Origin of the sequence: Paenibacillus intestini (assembly GCF_030803945.1) — a bacterium.
Taxonomy (GTDB): Bacteria; Bacillota; Bacilli; order Paenibacillales; family Paenibacillaceae; genus Paenibacillus; species Paenibacillus polysaccharolyticus.
On the sequence record NZ_JAURUN010000005.1, the window covers coordinates 189,000 to 207,799 of the forward strand.

Here is an 18,800-nt window from a genome sequence, read left to right on the forward strand (position 1 = left end):
CTTCCAAGCTCCCTCCTTGGCTGTACTTTAAGTAAATAAGCATTTAAACTACGTCAAGTATTGTCATAGTTATGGTGTATCTTACAGGTATCACAGGAAGGGAGCGATGAACGATGAATACTTCTAATTCAAAAACGATTCTTTACATTGCCATGAGCCTGGATGGATATATTGCCCGATTGGATGGTACGTTCGATTGGTTGCTTGATGTGGAAGGTGATGGCGGCGATAACGGCTATGCCACATTCTATGAAACGATTGGCAGTGTGGTTATGGGACGTTCCTCGTACGAGGCAGTGCTTACCATGCCGGGAGACTTCCCTTATGCAGATCGTCCGACTTATGTGCTTTCTCGCTCAGAACACCCACCTGCACCGCATGTACAATTCACAACCGAGAGCGTAAAAACACTCATTCCCCAGCTGAAACAGTCTTTCGAGGGAGATGTTTGGATTTTAGGCGGAGGCCAGCTTGTTCAATCTGTGATGGAGCAACAGTTAATGGATGAGATTGAGGTGGCTATTATCCCGAAAGTACTGGGTGAAGGTATTCCCTTATTTCCAATGGGCACCGTACCGACCCTGCTGAAAACGATTCGTACCCAGACGCTTGGGCAGATCGTTTCCATCCGATATGAGGTACGGTGAAGTCTTGCAACAGATGGTTGATTAGAATTAGACGACCAGACTCAATAAAAACAACTCGAAGAAGACCGCATAGCGTCCTGCTACGCGGTCTTTCGTTACCCTTGGGTATATAACAACCATTGGGAGAATCGATATAAGTTGGAGAGTTCATTTACACAACTTGTATATTATAGAATTCGCCGAATGTACTCTGTTAAAACATCAGCCGACCGGCGATGTGATTGATCGCCAGGGTGTGACCTTGCGCCGATCGTTTCCTCGGTCGTATTTGGCAACTGAAGGATCGACACAGCACGATCTCTTGTTTGCCCGTGATAGGCATCCACCGCACGGTAGATGGCGGGAAGCAGAGAAGATCCAAGCATGCCATACGCCCAGATGATATGCGCTTGCGGGTTATTTTTTCGCAGCTTGATCAGAAAGCGCTCCACTGCATTCTCGAACTTGGCCAAGTCCGCCTCATGATACGTCCCGTCTCCGTTGAGGCGTTGCTTGTACACTTGTCCGGTCAGTGGATCTGTCCACGCTGGAGACTGGAATGCACCATCGTCATTGCTACCCAGATTGACTACAATAACATCAGGCTGCCAAGAGCTAAAATCATGTGGCTCTAACGCGCCAAGTTGCTCATTTCGCTCTCCCTTCAGCAGACCGCAGACCTGTTCATAATACGCCGGAATATTGCCATTCGGATTGTTGTCCCAACTACTCAGCACGCCCCATCCGCTCTGAGAGATGACACGATACTCTGCATCTAAGGCCTCAGCCGTCATGAACGTATAATTGTGTAGTGCACTGAACCACATGGGTACCCAGTCCTCTTCTGTCTTCGCCCCAATTGCTCCTTCTCCCGAGGTAATGCTATCTCCGATAAACTCGATTTTAAGAGGTTTCTCTTCTACAGGTAGGAACATGCCATCCGCCTTCAGCGCATGAAACTGCAGACTGTTGTTCAGGTCACCACTCATCGCCTGTACATCCTTGATGATACGCACATTTTTGACCGCATTAGGATTCATGCCACGGAATACACAGATCCAGGCTCTACCCCTGGTTAACATCTGACGGCTTACCGGAACACCATTGATAACAATGCTGATCCAGGGCTCAAGCAGATCATAGGAAGATTCTATTTCAACCCAAAATTCCGCACCCTGTACGTTCAATTCAACTGCACTACCTGTCCAAAACAAGGTCAATGGTGACCGCCCGGTCGTAGTTCTACCGTGTATTTTTACATGCTGTAAATCCGAAATAGCGACGACCTCTAATTCTCCATTGGAGCTGTTACTCATAGAAACCCTCCTGTTCAATTCATGGTTATATTCTCACTTATCGGATACTACCACCCGGAATGGAGCATGCCCTGTTTCCGCATGAAGAAGCTGTGTGGGTTTGCGTAGACGCGGACTGCAAACCAGTCTAAACACTGCCTGCTTCTGTTCAACTTCCACCAATGAAACATCAATCCATAGAGGAACCAACGGGGCATGCCAGCATAGGAGATCCACGGCCTCATCCACTGTAAATTGCCGATGCTCTACATTCTGCGGAGCAAGCACAACCAGCCGCATCATCTCGTCTGCACCGTTCAGCGATTTGTCCAGTTCGGGAGCAGGTTCAATGAGCAAGCCCATCTCTTCATACTCCAGTTGGTCCCGCTCCCTAATCTCTTCGATGGCCTGTATCAGATGTGCTCGGAAGATTACTTTATCCATCTGAGTTATTCGCTCCATAAACCCATGCCCTCCCTGGTCATGATATGTACTGACACAACTGATGAATCTATCTATATGTTTACACGGACACTCCTACTTATATAGACCTTTTATAATTATTATGCACAACAGCAAAAATCCCCTGCAAGCAACCCTGTTTAAGTTCATCATATCAGATGTGCTCAAGTCCATGGTTTGCCCGTAAGGGATATGTTCATTTATTTTTGATTATCGGAGGAAAAAGGTAGCCTTTTCCGGCTTCTCTTCTGCGCGTTACAGCACCTTACCCAGGAATGCCTTGGTTCGTTCATGACGCGTATTCTGAAAAAGTTCCTCTGGCGTGCCTTCTTCGACAATATAACCGCCGTCCATGAAGATCACCCGATCTGCGACCTCACGGGCAAAGCCCATCTCATGTGTCACAACAATCATCGTAATGCCTTCATGCGCAAGGTTTTTCATGACTTGTAGCACTTCCCCGACCATCTCGGGATCAAGAGCCGAGGTAGGCTCATCAAACAACATCACACTCGGATTCATGGCGAGTGCGCGCGCAATGGCTACACGTTGTTGCTGTCCACCGGACAGCTGATCGGGATAGGCATCTTTTTTCTGAGACAGCCCTACCTTACCAAGCAGTTCCATTGCTTTTTTCTCATTTTCGGCTTTGCTCAGCTTCCGGATATGTTTGGGCGCCAGCATGATGTTCTCCAGCACGGTCAGATGCGGAAACAGATTGAACTGCTGGAATACCATGCCCACATTGATGCGTAGCTCGTCGATATTGGTCTTCGGGGAGGTAACTTCCACCTCGCCAATCATGACCTTGCCTGACGTGACCTCCTCCAGTAGATTGAGGCAGCGCAAGAATGTACTTTTGCCAGACCCCGAAGGGCCAATGACACATACTACTTCCTGCTCCCGAATCGTTGTGGAGATATCCTTCAGCACCTCGTTCGCACCAAACTGCTTTCTTAAGTTCTCTACAATAATCATCGGATTGCATACCTCCTTTCAATGAATCGGGATGCCCGGGATAACAGCACAATAATGATCAGATAGAACACACCGACTGTACCCCAGATTTCAAATGCCCGGAAGTTCGCGGAAACGATAATTTCCCCGCTCTGTGTAAGCTCCGCAATCCCTATCGCTGATAATAACGAAGTATCCTTAATCGTAATAATAAACTGGTTTACAAAAGTAGGAATCATACGCCGGGTTGCCTGCGGCAGTACCACGAGCCACATGGTTTTGAAACGACTCAGGCCTAATGACCTTGCTGCCTCATGCTGCCCTTTGCCAATAGATTCAATCCCTGCCCGGAAAATCTCCGAGATGTATGCACCAGCATTTAAGCTAATCGCGATAATGCCTGCCGTCATGGCCGGAATGCGCATATCCAGAAACACCGGCAGACCGAAGTAAATGAAGTATACCTGCACGAGAAGCGGTGTGCCACGGATGATATCCACATAAAGCGAAGCCACCAGTCGCAACAACCGATTCAGGGAAGTGCTCATCAAGCCGGAGATCAGACCAATCACCATTGCAAAGATGAGTGAGATCACAACAATTTTTAACGTAACGACCGTTCCCTCTAACAGAAGAGGCAATGCATCCAGTATGACTTGCCAGGAGGAATCCATCCGTACCACCGTTCCTTTCTACTTCGCTGCTGTTCCTAGATATTTTTCAACGATCTTGTCGTATTCGCCGTTTGCCTGCAATTTTTTCAGTCCGTCATTGATCTTCTTCTGCAATTCAGCATCGCCTTTAGCTACAGCAATCCCGTAGAAGTCACCGTTCAAGCGGTCACCAACAATCTTAAGTTTAGAGTTAGGGTCCACAGCGATTTTATAAGAAACCACCGGGAAGTCTTCGAGTGTCGCATCCGCGTTTTTATTCGCTACTTCCTGATACATGGATGGGCTATCATCAAAATATTTCACGGTTGCGCCATAGGTCTTCGCATATTCATCAGCGAGATTCGCACCTGACGTTCCTTTTTTGATCGCAATTGTTTTACCTTTCAAATCCTGCGGACTCTTAATGTCGTTGTTATCCTCATTCACGATTAAGGACAGTCCAGCTTGATAGTACGGTTCGGAGAAATCTACAACCTTTTTGCGCTCATCCGTAATACTGATGCCTGCAATTGCGCCATCCAACTGATTTGCTGTAATGGCTGGAATGATACCTTTGAAATCCATCGGCTTGATCTCTACCTCAAAGCCTTCTTCTGCCGCAATGGCATTCATCAGGTCAATGTCGATCCCAACGTATTTTCCATCCTTCTGAAACTCAAACGGAGGATATGTTGCATCCGTACCAAATGTATATTTGGTTACTGCCGATCCACTTGCAGACTGGGCACTGCTGTCTTCTCCTGATTTTGCTGTGCCGCAGGCACTAAGTGCCAGAGCAAGAACTGAAGCCATAACGATGGATGCTACCTTTTTCATGGAAAAACCCCTTTTCCTGATTAGATTGGAATCGACCGAATCGATCATTTGTATTTATGTACGTATTGTATTTCTACACCTACGAGAACTTACGCAATCCTACACATTTTATTAACAACATATGAAAAATAAATTAACACAATGTTGTTTTTGACTACTTTTTTGTACAAAACTCTAAATAATTATATGAAAAACCCTCGTTTTATGTAACTTTATATAACACAAAAATAAAAAAAGACCCTTGGAAAGGGTCTCTAGAATTTTGACTTACACATACCTGCGCTGTGATATGGATTTTATTCACTTACTATTCTAGCTATTTATTTTCTCTACTGTCTCCATGTAGAATACTTGCAGGAATTTCTTGATGTTTACCTTGCTCTTGTTGTCGCTCGCCTGCTCTTCTTCCATCGCCCGCATCTTCATACGCACGTCCTGAAAATCAAAATAAAGCGGCGCATAATGCTCAAATTTATGATTGCTGTAATCCGTAAGCCCAATGGAGGCGAGATTTGTCAGTGCCGTCAGAACCGTTCTGCGGATGCGCTGCTCCATCGCCTTGCACTCCTTCTCCACTTCCTTGGGCGTTAGCTTGTACTTCTGAGCCACAGCTTCATAGGATTCCTTCAGCGGCGGTAGCTCAGAGGCCTGCTTTTGCTCAATAGCGTACTCCATCAGGGCTATGATATCTTTGCTCCCACTCTCACCGATGATGCCCAGATCCATTAATATGCTTCGCGCCGAATCTCGCACCGTTCGGGTCTGAGCAGGAGCCAGGGCCGGAGCTTCTACCAGATTCAGGCGAGCCATGGACTGTTTGATCTCCTGTACATAACGCTCATACTTCCATTGCTCATTCACTTTATTGAGCACATGCTCTACCTCCACCCGGTTGATCGGTTTGTGAATGAAGAACTCAATCCCCTTCTGGTAGGCCGCTCCCACCATCTCTTTGTTGACCACCTGTGAGATCATAATAAATTTGCCGTTATAGCCGCTCTGCTTCAGGTTCGCCACGGTTTCAATCCCGTCTTGATCTGGCATCAACAGGTCAATCAATACGACATCGGGCTTGAGATCCAGAATCATACGCTGTCCTTCCAGACCGCCCTCGGCCATACCCGTAAGCTCCCCGGTTCCACAATTCTCGATGATATACTGTAGCATGCTGCGGCTCACCACATCATCATCCACGATCAGGATCGAAAGTGTCATGGGCATCGGCCTCCTTCATTAGATTGACCCTGGGGATCATGACTGTGAACACCGTACCCCTTCCAGATGGAGCACCTTCTACCTGAATCTGTCCTTCCAGCGACTGAACGATATCACGTACATGGGAGAGACCAATACCTGTGGCAGCAATGCCCACTTCATTAAACTTGGTCGTATAACCGGGTTCAAAAATAACCCCGCGCTTCGCGTCAGGTACACCTTTTCCCGAATCGGTCACCACAAAATGCACATCCGCATCCTGTTCAAACACCCGTACTTGGATCATGCCCTCCTGCTCAATTGCTTCAACCGCATTAGCCAGCAAGTTATTCATGACCGTAAGCAGTGGGATGTAGTATGGAGACTCCCCTTCATATTGTTGTTCAATCTCGATCTTCACCTGTTTGTGCAACATCTCACTGTATTTCCGATTGGCCCTGCCTGCAAAATGTACCACTTCCGACAGACTCATATTGACCGTCTTCTCGTTATCATAAAGCTTCAACAATCCGGCCAGAATCCGCTGCGAATCCTTCTTCACTTCATGAATCTGTTGAGCAATGCCCAGGGTTCGCTGGCTGTATTCGTTCATGTCCTGCTCACGCAGATCACGATATAGCTCATAACTGTTAGCCGTAATACCTTCAATCGTATTCATCGCTTTTTTCAGGTAAAAAACTTCGCCGTACAGTCCCGAATTCACACTTAACATCTGTTCGATCCGCTTTTCCTGTTCTGCATGCAGGAGCCTGATCTGTCTGACCGCAAAACTGTTATACAGCCCGATGACAAAGTAACTTCGCAAACCACCTACAATCAGCAGATAGAGCCATTCACGCATATAAAAAATATTCGTCCCGCCCAGCACACCTCGCACGAATAACTCCACCAGGTTGGAGGAAAAATCTATACCGGTGATGATACCACCAAGCAATAGCGGGGGAATTTCATGAAAACGGTGTTTGAGCTTGCTTAGCCCATAGGCAAAGACCACATAGTATAAACCTGCTCCAAGGTTATCTTGCATGCTCTCTAGTACGGAGATGGTGTGTATATGGTGAATCAAATCAGCCGATTGGAAAGCTATGCTCGCTAGCCCCGTCAGGATTCCTGTTTTTATATAAGATAAATGGGGCATAATCATCAGCAAAAACAAAAGAATGCTGACCCCGAGGCCGATCCGGAAATAATCTTCCCGAAAGGGATTAATTTTGAACTGTGCACCTACGGACGTAGCCAAGGCAACGGCAACCATCTGCACATTCTCGTTTTTGACCCAATTGCGCATCCCTTAATCCACCTACTATCGCAACGTTCACAAGCCCGCACTGCTACGGCTCGTGCTTCTGATGTTAAATATACTAACATACGCGAGAAACATTAGAAATATTTAAAATTTGGGGATTGTGTCATTCCACTGTTAAACAACATAAAAAGGCTGGAAGTTTGACTTCAACAGCCTTTTTTATCCTTGTCTCCTACCTGCAGGTTTTCCGCTCAACGATTCTGGTCATACGTGAGTATTCCTTGGAGGTTAGGAGTTTAGCTATTCGATCCGAAACGAAACTCCGTAGCTACGGGTTATTCCGTTTCACTGTCAGGAATCTCGAAAGATACCGTGGTCCCCTCGCCCGGCTCACTTACAATGGTTAGTCCGCGGCCATAACGCTGGAGCAATCTACGGTTTGTGTTCGCGATCCCAATCCCGCCTTTACTGCTCCAGGGAGCTTCCTGTAATGCGGCGACTTGCTCAGGTTGCATGCCTTTGCCATTATCCTTGACCTCAATTCGGGTGTAACCCTCACACCGGTTAATGCTCAACCATATCGTTCCTCCGGCAGTACGGCTTAATAAACCATGTTTAACCGCATTCTCCACCAGAGGCTGAATGGATAGAGGAGGCAGACGCAGCGTGAGATTAGACTCCATGTCCAAGACAACAGACAGCCGGTCCTCAAATCGTGTTTTTTCGATAAACAGATACGCTTCGACGAGCTCCAACTCATGGGACAACCTCACTAATTCTCCAGTATTGAGGTAGTTAAAACTGATGCGAAGGTAAGATGAAAAAGCTTCTCCCAGCCTGCGCATATGATCCGTATCTATCTCGCTCAGCACCATCAGTGAATTCAGCGTATTAAACAAGAAATGAGGCTGAATCTGTGCCTGCAGATAGGCCGCTTCCATCCGCAGCCGCTCCTTGATAGACTTATTCAGCATCGTCAGTGCTCGTATCCGGTATTTAAGCTCCACGGCATCCACCGGTTTGGTAATATAATCATTGGCTCCGGACGCAAATCCGGTATAAATGTCTGGCGGCTGACTTCGAGCCGTGAGCAGCAGCACGGGAAGCTCTGACATGGAAAACTGCTCACGCACCTTCCGGGTCAGCTCATATCCCGACATGTAAGGCATCATTACATCCGTAATCAATAAATCCCACTGGCGTGTATTTAATAATTCCAGCGCTTCCTGCCCTGAACGAGCGGTTGTAATCAGACAAGGCTCATTAGAAAGAATACTGACCAGCACCTCAAGGTTAACCGGGTCATCATCAACAGCCAGAATGAATGACTTTCCTTCTGGCAAAAGAGGGGGCATTTCTTCTGCCGCTGCGGATTCGGCATGTTCTGAAGCAGTATGCTGTAACACAAAGCCGTTTAATGCTTCCTCCATCATCTTGGAGCTTTGCTCCCACACGGCAGGCAGTGGCTCAGCCAGCTGCGGTTGCGGATCTCCCTGCTCGGCTGGCTGAGCCAGCCGCAGATCAAAGCTGAAAATTGAGCCCGCCCCTGGCATGGAACTCACGGACAGTGATCCGCCATGCAGCTCAACAAGCTGTTTGCAGATATTTAATCCAAGCCCGATGCCCTGTCCGTCCCGTTCATCATAGGGACCCTGCTCATACGGAAGAAAAATTCGCGCTTGCGTTTCCTCGTCCATACCTGTACCTGTATCGGCAACATGAATTAGAGCATGGCTCTCAATAAGCTCGGCACTTACCGTAATCGTACCTCCCTCTGTATGTTTAAGGGCATTATGCAACAGGTTATACATAATCTGCACAAGTCGCTTCTCATCGGCCATGACCTGAGGGAAACCTTCTTTAATGTCCATTTGCAGCTGCACCGGCTTTCGTTCAACCATGTATCCCAGCATCGTCATGATGCCAGGCACAACAGATTGCACGGATACCGGAGAACACTGCAGTGTAATACGGTGCTCTTTAAGTCGTACAACATCCAGCAGGTCGCCAAGCAGATGAGACATTCGGCGCCCGATCGTAATAAGCAGCTCCATATCCTCTACACTGCGCGCTTCAAGCTTGCTTTTTTCCCGAATAACGACATTATGAGCAATGTTAATGATTCCGTGCAGCGGTGTTCGCAGCTCATGCGATGTGTTCGCGAGGAACTGGTCTTTGATCTTGTCACCTTTTTGCAGCTCCTTATTCAACTCTATAATTTCGTGGGCATTTCTAAAATACTTTTTGAACCAATAGGCCGAAAATCCCGTAATCGCAAACACGATATCCAGCGGATAATAAACGGTCATGTCGCCCCCGAACCTCCCCGCTGCACTCCATAACAGGTTCGATATAATACCTCCAGCAGTTAGAAGCAGGAAGACCGTATCCCGATCCAGTGATACTCTAAAGATCATCGTTGCTACAATTGAAAAGAACCAGAACGCTGAGATCATAGTGAACAGGTTAATCACATAGTAATGACTCATCGCATAAACAACGCTGATAGGCACGACCAGAATGACAGCAATATAAGCTAAAGTGACAGCTGCATAAATTTGAAGCCATTTTTTTCGGATATGAACGAGAGCCAGTCTCTGGAATAACAGCAGGATACAAGCATTTTGCAACATTACACAGATGACCCGCAGCTTGACTCCCCATGTATAGTTTATCGGTAGCCACAGCATCAAGAGGTTATCATGACCAGCCATAATAATGAAACCAACCGAAGATGTAAGAATAGCTGAAACCAGCAAGGCCCGCTCTTGCGGATTGAAAGCATACAAAATACAGGCGTACATTCCATGCAGCATCAGCACAAGAAAGATCGCCAGTTGAAAACCAATGGAACACCAGCGCGCATATTCTACAGCAGCTTCCGAGCCGAAACGGACAGGTTTGCTAATCCCACCCTTATAAGGGCTGTCATAATTGGCTACACGAACAAGCAGTTCAATGGATGTCGTACCTTCCTGATCATAGGTGGCTGTAAAAGCCGTGCCCCTGGGTACATAGCTCACTTCATTGTCCGTCACTCGTCCCATACGATAAGCGTTCTCTCCGTTAATCTCGACATCGGATGCACTGCGGATATCTTTGAACCAGAAGGTCACGGATGTCTGAAGTGGATCAGTCAAAATACGCAATCGATATGTCGCATATCCAAGTGAATTCCCCCCATCCGGTTTAAGCTCCTCCCTCCAGTCCCCTGGAACCCGAACAAGCTTCCCTTTAGCATTCTCCCCTTCGTTCATAAGCTGCTGACCCGTTAATAGTTCATGCGAGTACAGCTCCCACTCTCCGTTCAGATACATCACAGGAGACTGTTCCAGATCGCCCCCTCGCAAGTCAATGACGCCATTCACGGCGCGATGTTCATCCGTAATCGGAAATAACTGAAACCACACCCAACGCGTACCTAGCAATACAGCAAAAATAGCCAACATTATCCATATGTAGTGATAACGCTTTACCCATCCTTTATCCTGTGCCTTCATCCCATCGTTTGCCCCGGCTCAGTTAAGCCCAGCTTCCAGTCACGATACCAATGACGAATCTCTTCACTAATTGGAATGCCCAAGTCCTGCTCCATTCTGCTCATTAAGAGCCGGTATTGCTCCTCTACACCAAGGTCATGATTTATCTCATCATATAGTTTCATGAGCATGAAGTAGCTTTCTTCTTCGTCAGGTAACATCTGCTGAATCTGCTGCATGTTCTCGACTACACGTTCGTTCTCATCCTGCTTGAGATAATAGAGATTGAGTTGTCTCATATGGTACAACCACAGGTAACGTAATCTCTCCCGCTCAGGTTCAGCCCAAATAAAGTCGTATTGTCCAAAATAGGTGCCCTTGTACCGATATAATGCCTGTTCATAAGCTTGAACCGTTCCGGGCTGCACTTCCCTCCATGCTTTCATCTCCTGCTCCCACTGCTCACTGTCCAGCTGAGCATCCCCCACTTCAAGCTTGTAGCCCGCTTCCAGATGCGCACTTTGAATTTTAATCATATCCATACCACAAGCCTTCAATGTCTGACGAACATGATACATCGTAGTGTAGAGTTGATGCGCTGTCTTCTCTTCTTCCATTCCCGGCCACATCAGGTCCAGCAGCACACTGCGATAAATAACCCGGTTCCGATGATGTAGAAGGTAGGCAAACAACTCCTGAGCTTTGCTGGTACGCCACTTGGCGATCTGCGGCTCTTTGCCTGGCAGTTTAAAGCTTATTTGATTGAAGCAGCAGATCAAGGGAACTTCTGTATCCATCACTCGCTGTTCACATCTGACGGCAAGCTTCTCCCGCACACGTTGCAACGTCCGCTTGAGACGTTCCGTCTGCAAGGGCTTCATTACATAATCCAATGCCTGAAGTTCAAAGGCATGAACTGCATATTGATCATAGCTGGTGACAAAAATAATCTCAGTACCGGGCACCGCGACCTGAATTCGCCGCCCCAAGTCCATTCCATCTATTTCTGGCATATGGATATCCAGAAATACCACATCCGGCCGATGCAGCACAACACCTGCCATCACCTCAGCCGGATTCATATAGCTGGCAGCAATCTGAATGCCGCTTACTTCTTTCTCTAATAACTTTTGCAGTCCGATCAACGCAAGGCGTTCATCATCAACCAGAATGACCTTCACAGGAGCTTCCTCCTCGACCCAGAGGTCTTGATTTTTATTTATACTATTATATCATACGTGTTTTCCAAATCAGGTCCCTGTTTCCACTTTTTAATTTTCTGCAATTTAATTGTATAATGGACATAATGACAGGCCAGAGCCTGTTCTTATAGAGAGGAAGATCACACATGTCAGATGTAAATCAGAGTTTTGGACAAGCCCTTGTTAAATCCCTCGTAGGGGAGCGCGGACATATTCGCATAACCAAAGCACTGCCCGATATTGATGTGGAGCTGGCGGGACGTACGCACGAGGCTATGCCCTATACCATTTATCAATTGGTTAAACATATGCACTACTGGCAGAATTTCATGCTGGAGCATGTTGAGGGGCGCAAGCCGCAGATGCCAGCCAACGTAAGCGAGAGCTGGCCGGTAGAGACAGGCCCACAGGATGAAGCAACTTGGCAAGAGGATATTCAGGCATTCCTGGGCGGAATTGATCAAGCCGTATCCATCGCAGAAACCGCACAACTGAATGATCCGCTTCTCTTTTTCCCAGGCGAAACCAAAGGTGGATTACTGCGCAATATCGCCTCACATAACTCTTATCATCTCGGCGAGATTGTGCTGCTTCGCCGTTTCTATGGCGCATGGCCGCCTCCAGGCGGCGGATTCCCGGCATAATAACGAAAGAACGTACGGGAAAACATCCTCGAATCTGCGATTGAGGAGTGTAAACTACAACAATGGCAGATAAAGGCATTGCAACATATGGTACACCGCAGACGAGAAGCCGCATGGGGGTGCACCCTGCGGCTTCTCGTTCATTTAGGATGTTTTTTAATTGTAACTGCTTTTCATCTTTTGGCACGTAAGGCGTAAACCCGGTTGTTCATCAAAGTGTTTATCGCGTTAACCCTTGGATAAACGTTTCAAAGTTCGGTGCGAGCGGTGTAATCTTTCGCTGGTTCTTATCTACGTAGACGACCTCTGGCTCACCATCATTGCCGAAGGAACGATAGTCCAGCATGACAACCCCTGCTTCGGCAGGCGCTTTCGCAATGACCACCCCAATCTCGGGATAACCATCACGTTCAATCACAGCCCAGCTTCCTTCTTCACCGCACAGGGAATGGCGTTTCTCACGGCCAATACCTAATATCCCCTCAATCTCGACATGTCCGGTTTCTCCAGACTCTTCGTTTGTCACGGGGAAAAAGCGGTTATATGGAATGCCTCCGTTATGCTCCTTCATCATCTCAATGTAAGAGGCAGGCAAGCGGAATACAAGTTGTTCTTCCACCGATTCAATCAATCCATCGCTTGGCAGATCAGACACATACTGCTCCAGAGCCAATTCACTGTCATTCCAGAATTCACCGGATACGGGTACTGGATCATCATGGACTAAAGGTATAGAAGAGATCACCACCGGTTGCTCTTCGGCTGTTGTTTTTTTCAACTCACCGTCTTCGTCATCTTCACCCGTTACGCCCTCGTCCGCGTCCTCATCCTCTTCTTCCTCATCGTCCCGGTTTCGAATCCATTCCAGAAACTCCAGCGTATCTTCATCCCCAGGCTCCAGTTCGTCGGATCGTTCAAAAGCTTGCTCTGCCTTGTCGTATTGTTCCAGATAATAATAAGCCAGTCCAATCCGGTATTGCCAGAGCGGGTCATCTGCCCCCTCTTGGGCCACGGTCAGAAATTGTTCCACAGCTTCTTCATATCGTTCCAGATTGTTTAAGGCCCGGCCCAAGTGATTCACCAGCGCATAGTCTCTCTCTTCTGCAGGAATCTCCTGCACTGCTTCTACAATTTTCTCGTACTCATCTTGCTCATGCCAAGTTTCCAGTTGCTCCAATAATTCTTCGTTCATCATCGTGCCTCCGTTCCTTCTTCTCATCATTATGTATTGAAAATTATACCACTATACGGAACCGCTTCTCCAGCGAAGAGGGAAACGGTCTACATCGCAATGGCATTTAACATTGAAAAGCCTAAAAAAGTAGCCCGACCTCATGTTATCCATTCAGTCAGGCCACTCAAGCTATTGCTTCCTTCGTTAACTCTTGTTCTTGGTTAACCCCTGATTAATTCAGCAATTCCACACAATCGTACACCCAACCTGCACTTAACCAGTTGCCCAAGTCGCTGGAGCCACTGATTGGTGTAATGGTGATTGTATTAGCACCGTTAACAAAATGAGATGCGGGAATATTCCAGCTAAAGGTAGTATTGTTGCCCCGGTACGTGCCGATGGTGAAACTGCGTGAATTAGGCTGAGCGGAAGGAGCTGGATTACTTAATGTGCGTCCATTAATAGTTACACTTGGTCGGCCATTATTGTAAGCAGCTGTGATACCGATGTTCAGTACATGTGAGGAGGATGCTTGTGCCGCACTCAAGTTAAAATTCACCGTTGTAGGCGAGTTCTGACCCCGGAATTGAATAGCCGGAAAACGATTCGTTGCACTGCCCGGAGTATACGTTACCGGCCCCCAGCTTGGGTTGCGACTGTCCGAAGGATGACGAATCGGAATCGTCTGTCCGTTCAGGAATTCCCGTGGTGTCCCGTCCCAGTTCCCAATCCGCCAGATGCTGGAGGCTTTGCTCGGATCATTGTTGATGGTGCGGGTATTCACCGTTGTCGTTTGTCCCGCATTCACGTTCACATTTTCCGTGTATACGGCAAGCTCACCTTTATACACCGTCATGGTATATGTTCCCGGAATCATGCCGTACCTGGTAGCAGACCCGCCAGATGATGCATTTGTCCAATACTGAGCGTTGCTGTTCGCAAATCCAATCGTGTAGGCGTAACCTGCCTCCATGCCAGAAAGTCCATTCAACACCACATTACCTCGACTGCTCACCCATCCTTGCAGATTTAATCCTGACATCCAGCTAAAATCAGGTGCGGCAGGTGTTCCTCCAGTTGTAAAAATAAGTGCATACGGCCCATGCAGACCAAGACGCCAGTTCTCCGTCTGGGCATGCCCCGAGTTCATATAATTATAGACTTCCGTCTCAGAGCCGCTCTGGAACTGAATATCACGGAAGAAAGGCCCGCCTGAGCTTTTCTCTCGGTTGCCGTACGCCATAAATACACCAACTCCGTTGCCCGTTACCCCTCGAACAGACAGGTCTTTCGCCTGATCATTACCATAATATTTGGAGGCCGATTGCCCATTCGAGAATCCGAATACATCCTGACTTTCAATCGCCCCCGTATTACCCCTGTTGTTCGAGTTCACCGGCACACCGGTCAGCACACTCCCATTGCCGCGGAAAATATAACGAAGCTCACCAATAGACGGCTGTGCCGTAATATGGGTGGCCATATAGATGATGTTCTCGCCGCCGCGCGAAGCATAATAATGCGTTAATGTACTGGTAGAAACGGTGATTAATACCGTTGAACCCGAAGGTGATCTATTCCACGTCACATTCGCGGATGATCCTAAACCTGAACCAATATGTGATCCTCTATTACTGTTCAGCTCCGTTCCGTTCATCTTGGCCGAGATGATATCTCCATTCGTTTTGTTGACCACATACACAAGTCCTGAACCGGTATTTACCTCGATTCGGGAACCATTGTCTGTCACCTGAATGGTGGCTGCATGGCTCTTTGAAGCAGGAAAAGCAAAAACGGAAGCAACCATGGCGATGAACAGCAGCATACTCGTCCATTTTTTTACCAAACGTTGAGTCATGTGAATATCCCTCCTGATTATCATCACATTATGAAGCGCTTACATTTTAATGTATGCTCAACCTCTACGGTGGATTGTGATGTGCCACATCGTTTGATGTATACCTCATAGTTGCAATACTTCGTTGCGTATTAACCTCCTTTCCCAAAACACCTTTTGATACGATTTTCTTACAGTTACATTATCATAATACCATTATATTACATATCCATACAATGATAAGCTTCCCGTCCCTATGAATACTTCTTTTTCTTATTTGGTGTCCATTCCAAGTTCGTATTGAGCAAAAATCCAGCCATTCCTGATCTGCTCGGCAGCCTTCTTGCTAATACGCACAGAAGGTTTTTGCACCCGCCCTTTACGTAAGTTATATTCGTACAGGTAACAATCCATATTTTACCACAAACTCGGATGACATAGATGTCTACAGCATCATTCACAACAAAAAAACCGAAACGGCTCGCATATGCGAACCGCCCCGGCAATCTTGATCGAACATAGTAGGATGAGATGGGATGGGATGAGATTTGAATTACAGACCTGCAATCAATGATTTGATTGTGCTGTCGCTTTCCAGCGCACGGATGATGATCGTTACCGCTTCAGCGCGAGTTGATTTGCCGTTTGGCGCGAACTCGGAAGCTGTCAATCCATTAACCAGCTTCGCGGATGAAGCAAGTTCAATCGCTTCAGCAGCCCAGTTTCCGGCTTTTACATCACTGAATTTAGTCGGAGCATCCGTAGCCAGCGCATTCAGATCGAGAACACGGGCAATGATAGCAATCATCTCGGCACGAGTGATCGTTGCATTCGGCTTGAAGGAGCCATCTGTGTATCCACCGATTACACCCTTATCTGCCAGAGCACCGATATATCCAGCAGCCCAGTTAGAGCCTGCATCTTTGAAGCTATTTGCTGCTTTATTCTCACTAAGTCCAAAAGCACGTGCAATCATTGCTGTAAATTCAGCCCGGGTTACAGGAGCATTCGGCTTGAACGATCCATTCTCATAACCGTTAACGACACGCAGTTTCAGGGCAATGTTAATATTTTCGTTAGCCCAGTGACTCGCGATATCACGAACAGCGAATTGTTGATTCTGGGTTGCCGCGATAGCATCGCTTACTGTTTTCAGCAAACTATCCGGGTTAACAACTCCAGAATTGAACGGACTTGTCGTTGTACTTGGATTAGGCTGTGTTCCCGTCGATGGCGTCGTTGTACCTGGTACAGGTTGTGTTCCTGTCGATGGTGTCGTTGTACCTGGGCTAGGCTGTGTGCCTGTAGAAGGTACAGTCGAAGAACCGCCGCCACCATTTCCTGGTGTAGTTCCTGTGTTGGTTGTATCTGTGATAACTAAAGCAATACGATTGTTTTCATATACAACTTGTGTGCTGTATTTTGACGGAAGTCCTTGGACGTTAACGGAGGAGAATTGACCCGTTCTTTGGTTGGTGCCATGAGTAACTAGTGTGAACGTACCTGCACCCGGTACATAACCGTTACCAAAATTCACATCCAACTCCCCAGCTGCTTGAATCGTACCTTTCACATCAAGTACATCTGAAGCTGTCGCTACATTCAGTTCCAACACCCCTGTTGATCCTTGAGTGAAGTTTCCATCAATGTTCCATTTTCCGTATACACTTTCGGTCACTGTACCGCTGTTGTTTGTAACGTTACCTGTACCAAATGCCGAAGGCGTGTCGCCTTCCAATGTACCTCCGTTGATCTCTGTACCACCGGAATACGTGTTGTTACCTCTTAATTTCAGGGTACCGCTGCCTTCTTTCGTCAATTTACCTGTACCGGAAATATCGTTTCTCCACACATCCTGTGCATTGAATCCGCCTTTAGCCGCATCCATCGTTACTTTCACGTCATGATTGAACGCGCCGTATCCATCTGCAGCAGCAAACAAGTTAAGACGTCCCCAGCCTTCTGGATCATCCAATACCGGATAACCGGAAGCAATAGCTGTTGTCGCCAGTACTGCACGACGTTGCTGGTCGGACAAGTAAGGCTGTCTTGTTTCAAGCAACACTTCTGCACCTTTAGGTACAGCAACAGGTTCGTTCGTTGAATCGATCTGCGGGAATCCATATGTTAAACGTTGAGTGTATTCTTCTTTATTCTTCTGATAATCCGTGAAACGATCTTCTGCTGTTCCATTTTGTTTCAACAGGATATCATGTGCCTGCTTGTACGCATCTTGTTTCAACTGTTGATTGTCTGGGTCATTCAAAGCCGAAGCTGCAAATGCCGTCGCCAGTACACGTCCTCCCATAACATCAAGCGGTGAGTGCATTCCGGCTACAATTCGGTCATCTCCCATTTCAGATGCACGTGTCATTAATTCCTGAAAGCGCTCAGGAACAGAATATGCCAGTGCGATTGCTGCAAGGTAGGAGGCATTGGTGTGACCACTCGGGAATCCGCCATCAGATTCTGGAGTGCTGCTTCTCACAGCTTTAAGTGTAGGTACAATAATCGATAAATCATCTTTCCAACGGAAAGGTCTCATATATTGGTAAAATTTCTTGGCTTGTTGTGTTGAGGCATAGTCCCCCCGCACTTTACCAACCAGATCTACCATTTTCCCAAGTTCAGAATCGGAGTTTCCTCCTTTGTTGGAATCATTCGTATCTGAAAACTTCGTTGTTAATGCTTCTTGCGGAATATAGGTAATAGAAGTGACCGTTCCGGACATCTCACGATATACATCCGTTAATGCACCCAGCCCTTCAACTGCTCCATACGTCTGGTTTCTTCGATCGGTATAATAAGCTTCCTCTTCATCTTTTGCGGTACGCGTTTTAGAAATATTTTCCACGTAATCGATATTGTAATCCAATACCTGTTCATTCAGCTTGGTACCGTTATTCCAAGCTGATCCCGGTGTCCATAATTGAAGAAACTCCGAGAGAGTACCTATGGCTGGGTTGCCATTAACCGTCATGCCTGCACCCGTGTTATTTTTGTACGTGTCTACAAAATATCCCCACTCTGGTTGAGGTGGCAATGGAATGGTTGTCTCATCTGATGCAGCGAGCACGTTGCTTGCGGCAAAGGTATTGGATAAAAGAACGACTCCCATCGCTGCGGCGAACAATCTCTTCTTGTTGCGTTTGATCACTTTCGTTTTCAAATTT

General features: G+C 47.1%; 14 protein-coding genes. 2 read left to right on the forward strand and 12 right to left on the reverse strand.

Features of this window, described 5'->3' with window-relative positions; all coding sequences use genetic code 11:
• The first annotated feature begins 113 nt into the window (after positions 1-113).
• Complete coding sequence (locus J2T16_RS15940) at positions 114-647, forward strand: dihydrofolate reductase family protein (RefSeq protein WP_221787563.1); 534 nt, start codon at positions 114-116, stop codon at positions 645-647.
• Positions 648-814: 167 nt separating this feature from the next.
• On the opposite strand, the gene J2T16_RS15945 is transcribed toward J2T16_RS15940, so the two are convergent.
• The 9 genes from J2T16_RS15945 to J2T16_RS15985 all read right to left on the reverse strand — a co-directional run bounded on the left by J2T16_RS15945 (position 815) and on the right by J2T16_RS15985 (position 11,951).
• Positions 815-1,942, reverse strand: a complete 1,128-nt coding sequence (locus J2T16_RS15945) for an SGNH/GDSL hydrolase family protein (RefSeq protein WP_336121585.1) — start codon at positions 1,940-1,942, stop codon at positions 815-817.
• A 33-nt stretch (positions 1,943-1,975) separates the two neighbouring features.
• Positions 1,976-2,383, reverse strand: coding sequence for a hypothetical protein (locus tag J2T16_RS15950; RefSeq protein WP_336121584.1), 408 nt, complete (start codon positions 2,381-2,383; stop codon positions 1,976-1,978).
• Positions 2,384-2,638: 255 nt separating this feature from the next.
• Complete coding sequence (locus J2T16_RS15955; protein WP_499018748.1) at positions 2,639-3,361, reverse strand: amino acid ABC transporter ATP-binding protein; 723 nt, start codon at positions 3,359-3,361, stop codon at positions 2,639-2,641.
• Complete coding sequence (locus J2T16_RS15960; protein WP_336122768.1) at positions 3,358-4,014, reverse strand: amino acid ABC transporter permease; 657 nt, start codon at positions 4,012-4,014, stop codon at positions 3,358-3,360. Before J2T16_RS15960 ends, J2T16_RS15955 begins: the two co-directional genes overlap by 4 nt.
• Before the next feature lie 18 nt (positions 4,015-4,032).
• Positions 4,033-4,830 carry a transporter substrate-binding domain-containing protein gene (locus J2T16_RS15965; protein WP_221787566.1) on the reverse strand — a complete coding sequence of 266 codons (798 nt, stop codon included), beginning with the start codon at positions 4,828-4,830 and terminating at the stop codon, positions 4,033-4,035.
• A 312-nt stretch (positions 4,831-5,142) separates the two neighbouring features.
• Positions 5,143-6,045, reverse strand: coding sequence for a response regulator (locus J2T16_RS15970; RefSeq protein ID WP_499018752.1), 903 nt, complete (start codon positions 6,043-6,045; stop codon positions 5,143-5,145).
• Positions 6,017-7,333 (reverse strand): sensor histidine kinase, encoded by a 1,317-nt coding sequence (locus J2T16_RS15975; RefSeq protein WP_221787567.1) that lies wholly within the window; start codon positions 7,331-7,333, stop codon positions 6,017-6,019. Before J2T16_RS15975 ends, J2T16_RS15970 begins: the two co-directional genes overlap by 29 nt.
• 293 nt (positions 7,334-7,626) lie before the next feature.
• On the reverse strand, positions 7,627-10,608 hold the full coding sequence (locus J2T16_RS15980; protein ID WP_499018755.1) for an ATP-binding response regulator: 2,982 nt from the start codon (positions 10,606-10,608) through the stop codon (positions 7,627-7,629).
• Between the two features lie 179 nt (positions 10,609-10,787).
• Positions 10,788-11,951: a response regulator gene (locus J2T16_RS15985; RefSeq protein WP_499018756.1), complete on the reverse strand. Its 1,164-nt coding sequence runs from the start codon at positions 11,949-11,951 to the stop codon at positions 10,788-10,790.
• A gap of 167 nt (positions 11,952-12,118) precedes the next feature.
• Here J2T16_RS15985 and J2T16_RS15990 point away from each other — a divergent pair, with 167 nt between their 5' ends.
• Entirely contained in the window at positions 12,119-12,616 is a 498-nt protein-coding gene (locus J2T16_RS15990; RefSeq protein ID WP_154889823.1) for a DinB family protein, read from the forward strand.
• A 220-nt stretch (positions 12,617-12,836) separates the two neighbouring features.
• Here the strand turns inward: J2T16_RS15990 and J2T16_RS15995 are convergent, their stop codons facing one another.
• The 3 genes from J2T16_RS15995 to J2T16_RS16005 all read right to left on the reverse strand — a co-directional run bounded on the left by J2T16_RS15995 (position 12,837) and on the right by J2T16_RS16005 (position 18,781).
• Positions 12,837-13,808: an SMI1/KNR4 family protein gene (locus J2T16_RS15995; protein ID WP_308723277.1), complete on the reverse strand. Its 972-nt coding sequence runs from the start codon at positions 13,806-13,808 to the stop codon at positions 12,837-12,839.
• Positions 13,809-14,022: 214 nt separating this feature from the next.
• A complete protein-coding gene (locus tag J2T16_RS16000) occupies positions 14,023-15,648 on the reverse strand; it encodes a rhamnogalacturonan lyase B N-terminal domain-containing protein (RefSeq protein ID WP_221787571.1) in 1,626 nt (541 codons plus the stop codon).
• Between the two features lie 532 nt (positions 15,649-16,180).
• Complete coding sequence (locus J2T16_RS16005; RefSeq protein ID WP_499018808.1) at positions 16,181-18,781, reverse strand: S-layer homology domain-containing protein; 2,601 nt, start codon at positions 18,779-18,781, stop codon at positions 16,181-16,183.
• Between the last annotated feature and the right edge of the window lie 19 nt (positions 18,782-18,800).

Bases quoted from the DNA above. Each gene is read 5' to 3' on its own strand.
- J2T16_RS15950 (WP_336121584.1), bottom strand. From the start codon at position 2,383: ATGGAGCGAATAACTCAGATGGATAAAGTAATCTTCCGAGCACATCTG.
- J2T16_RS15970 (WP_499018752.1), bottom strand. From the start codon at position 6,045: ATGACACTTTCGATCCTGATCGTGGATGATGATGTGGTGAGCCGCAGC.
- J2T16_RS15990 (WP_154889823.1), top strand. From the start codon at position 12,119: ATGTCAGATGTAAATCAGAGTTTTGGACAAGCCCTTGTTAAATCCCTC.
- J2T16_RS15955 (WP_499018748.1), bottom strand. From the start codon at position 3,361: ATGATTATTGTAGAGAACTTAAGAAAGCAGTTTGGTGCGAACGAGGTG.
- J2T16_RS16000 (WP_221787571.1), bottom strand. From the start codon at position 15,648: ATGACTCAACGTTTGGTAAAAAAATGGACGAGTATGCTGCTGTTCATC.
- J2T16_RS15960 (WP_336122768.1), bottom strand. From the start codon at position 4,014: ATGGATTCCTCCTGGCAAGTCATACTGGATGCATTGCCTCTTCTGTTA.
- J2T16_RS15940 (WP_221787563.1), top strand. From the start codon at position 114: ATGAATACTTCTAATTCAAAAACGATTCTTTACATTGCCATGAGCCTG.
- J2T16_RS15995 (WP_308723277.1), bottom strand. From the start codon at position 13,808: ATGAACGAAGAATTATTGGAGCAACTGGAAACTTGGCATGAGCAAGAT.
- J2T16_RS15975 (WP_221787567.1), bottom strand. From the start codon at position 7,333: ATGCGCAATTGGGTCAAAAACGAGAATGTGCAGATGGTTGCCGTTGCC.
- J2T16_RS15965 (WP_221787566.1), bottom strand. From the start codon at position 4,830: ATGAAAAAGGTAGCATCCATCGTTATGGCTTCAGTTCTTGCTCTGGCA.
- J2T16_RS15945 (WP_336121585.1), bottom strand. From the start codon at position 1,942: ATGAGTAACAGCTCCAATGGAGAATTAGAGGTCGTCGCTATTTCGGAT.
- J2T16_RS15980 (WP_499018755.1), bottom strand. From the start codon at position 10,608: ATGTATCTGAACGGAGAGTGGGAGCTGTACTCGCATGAACTATTAACG.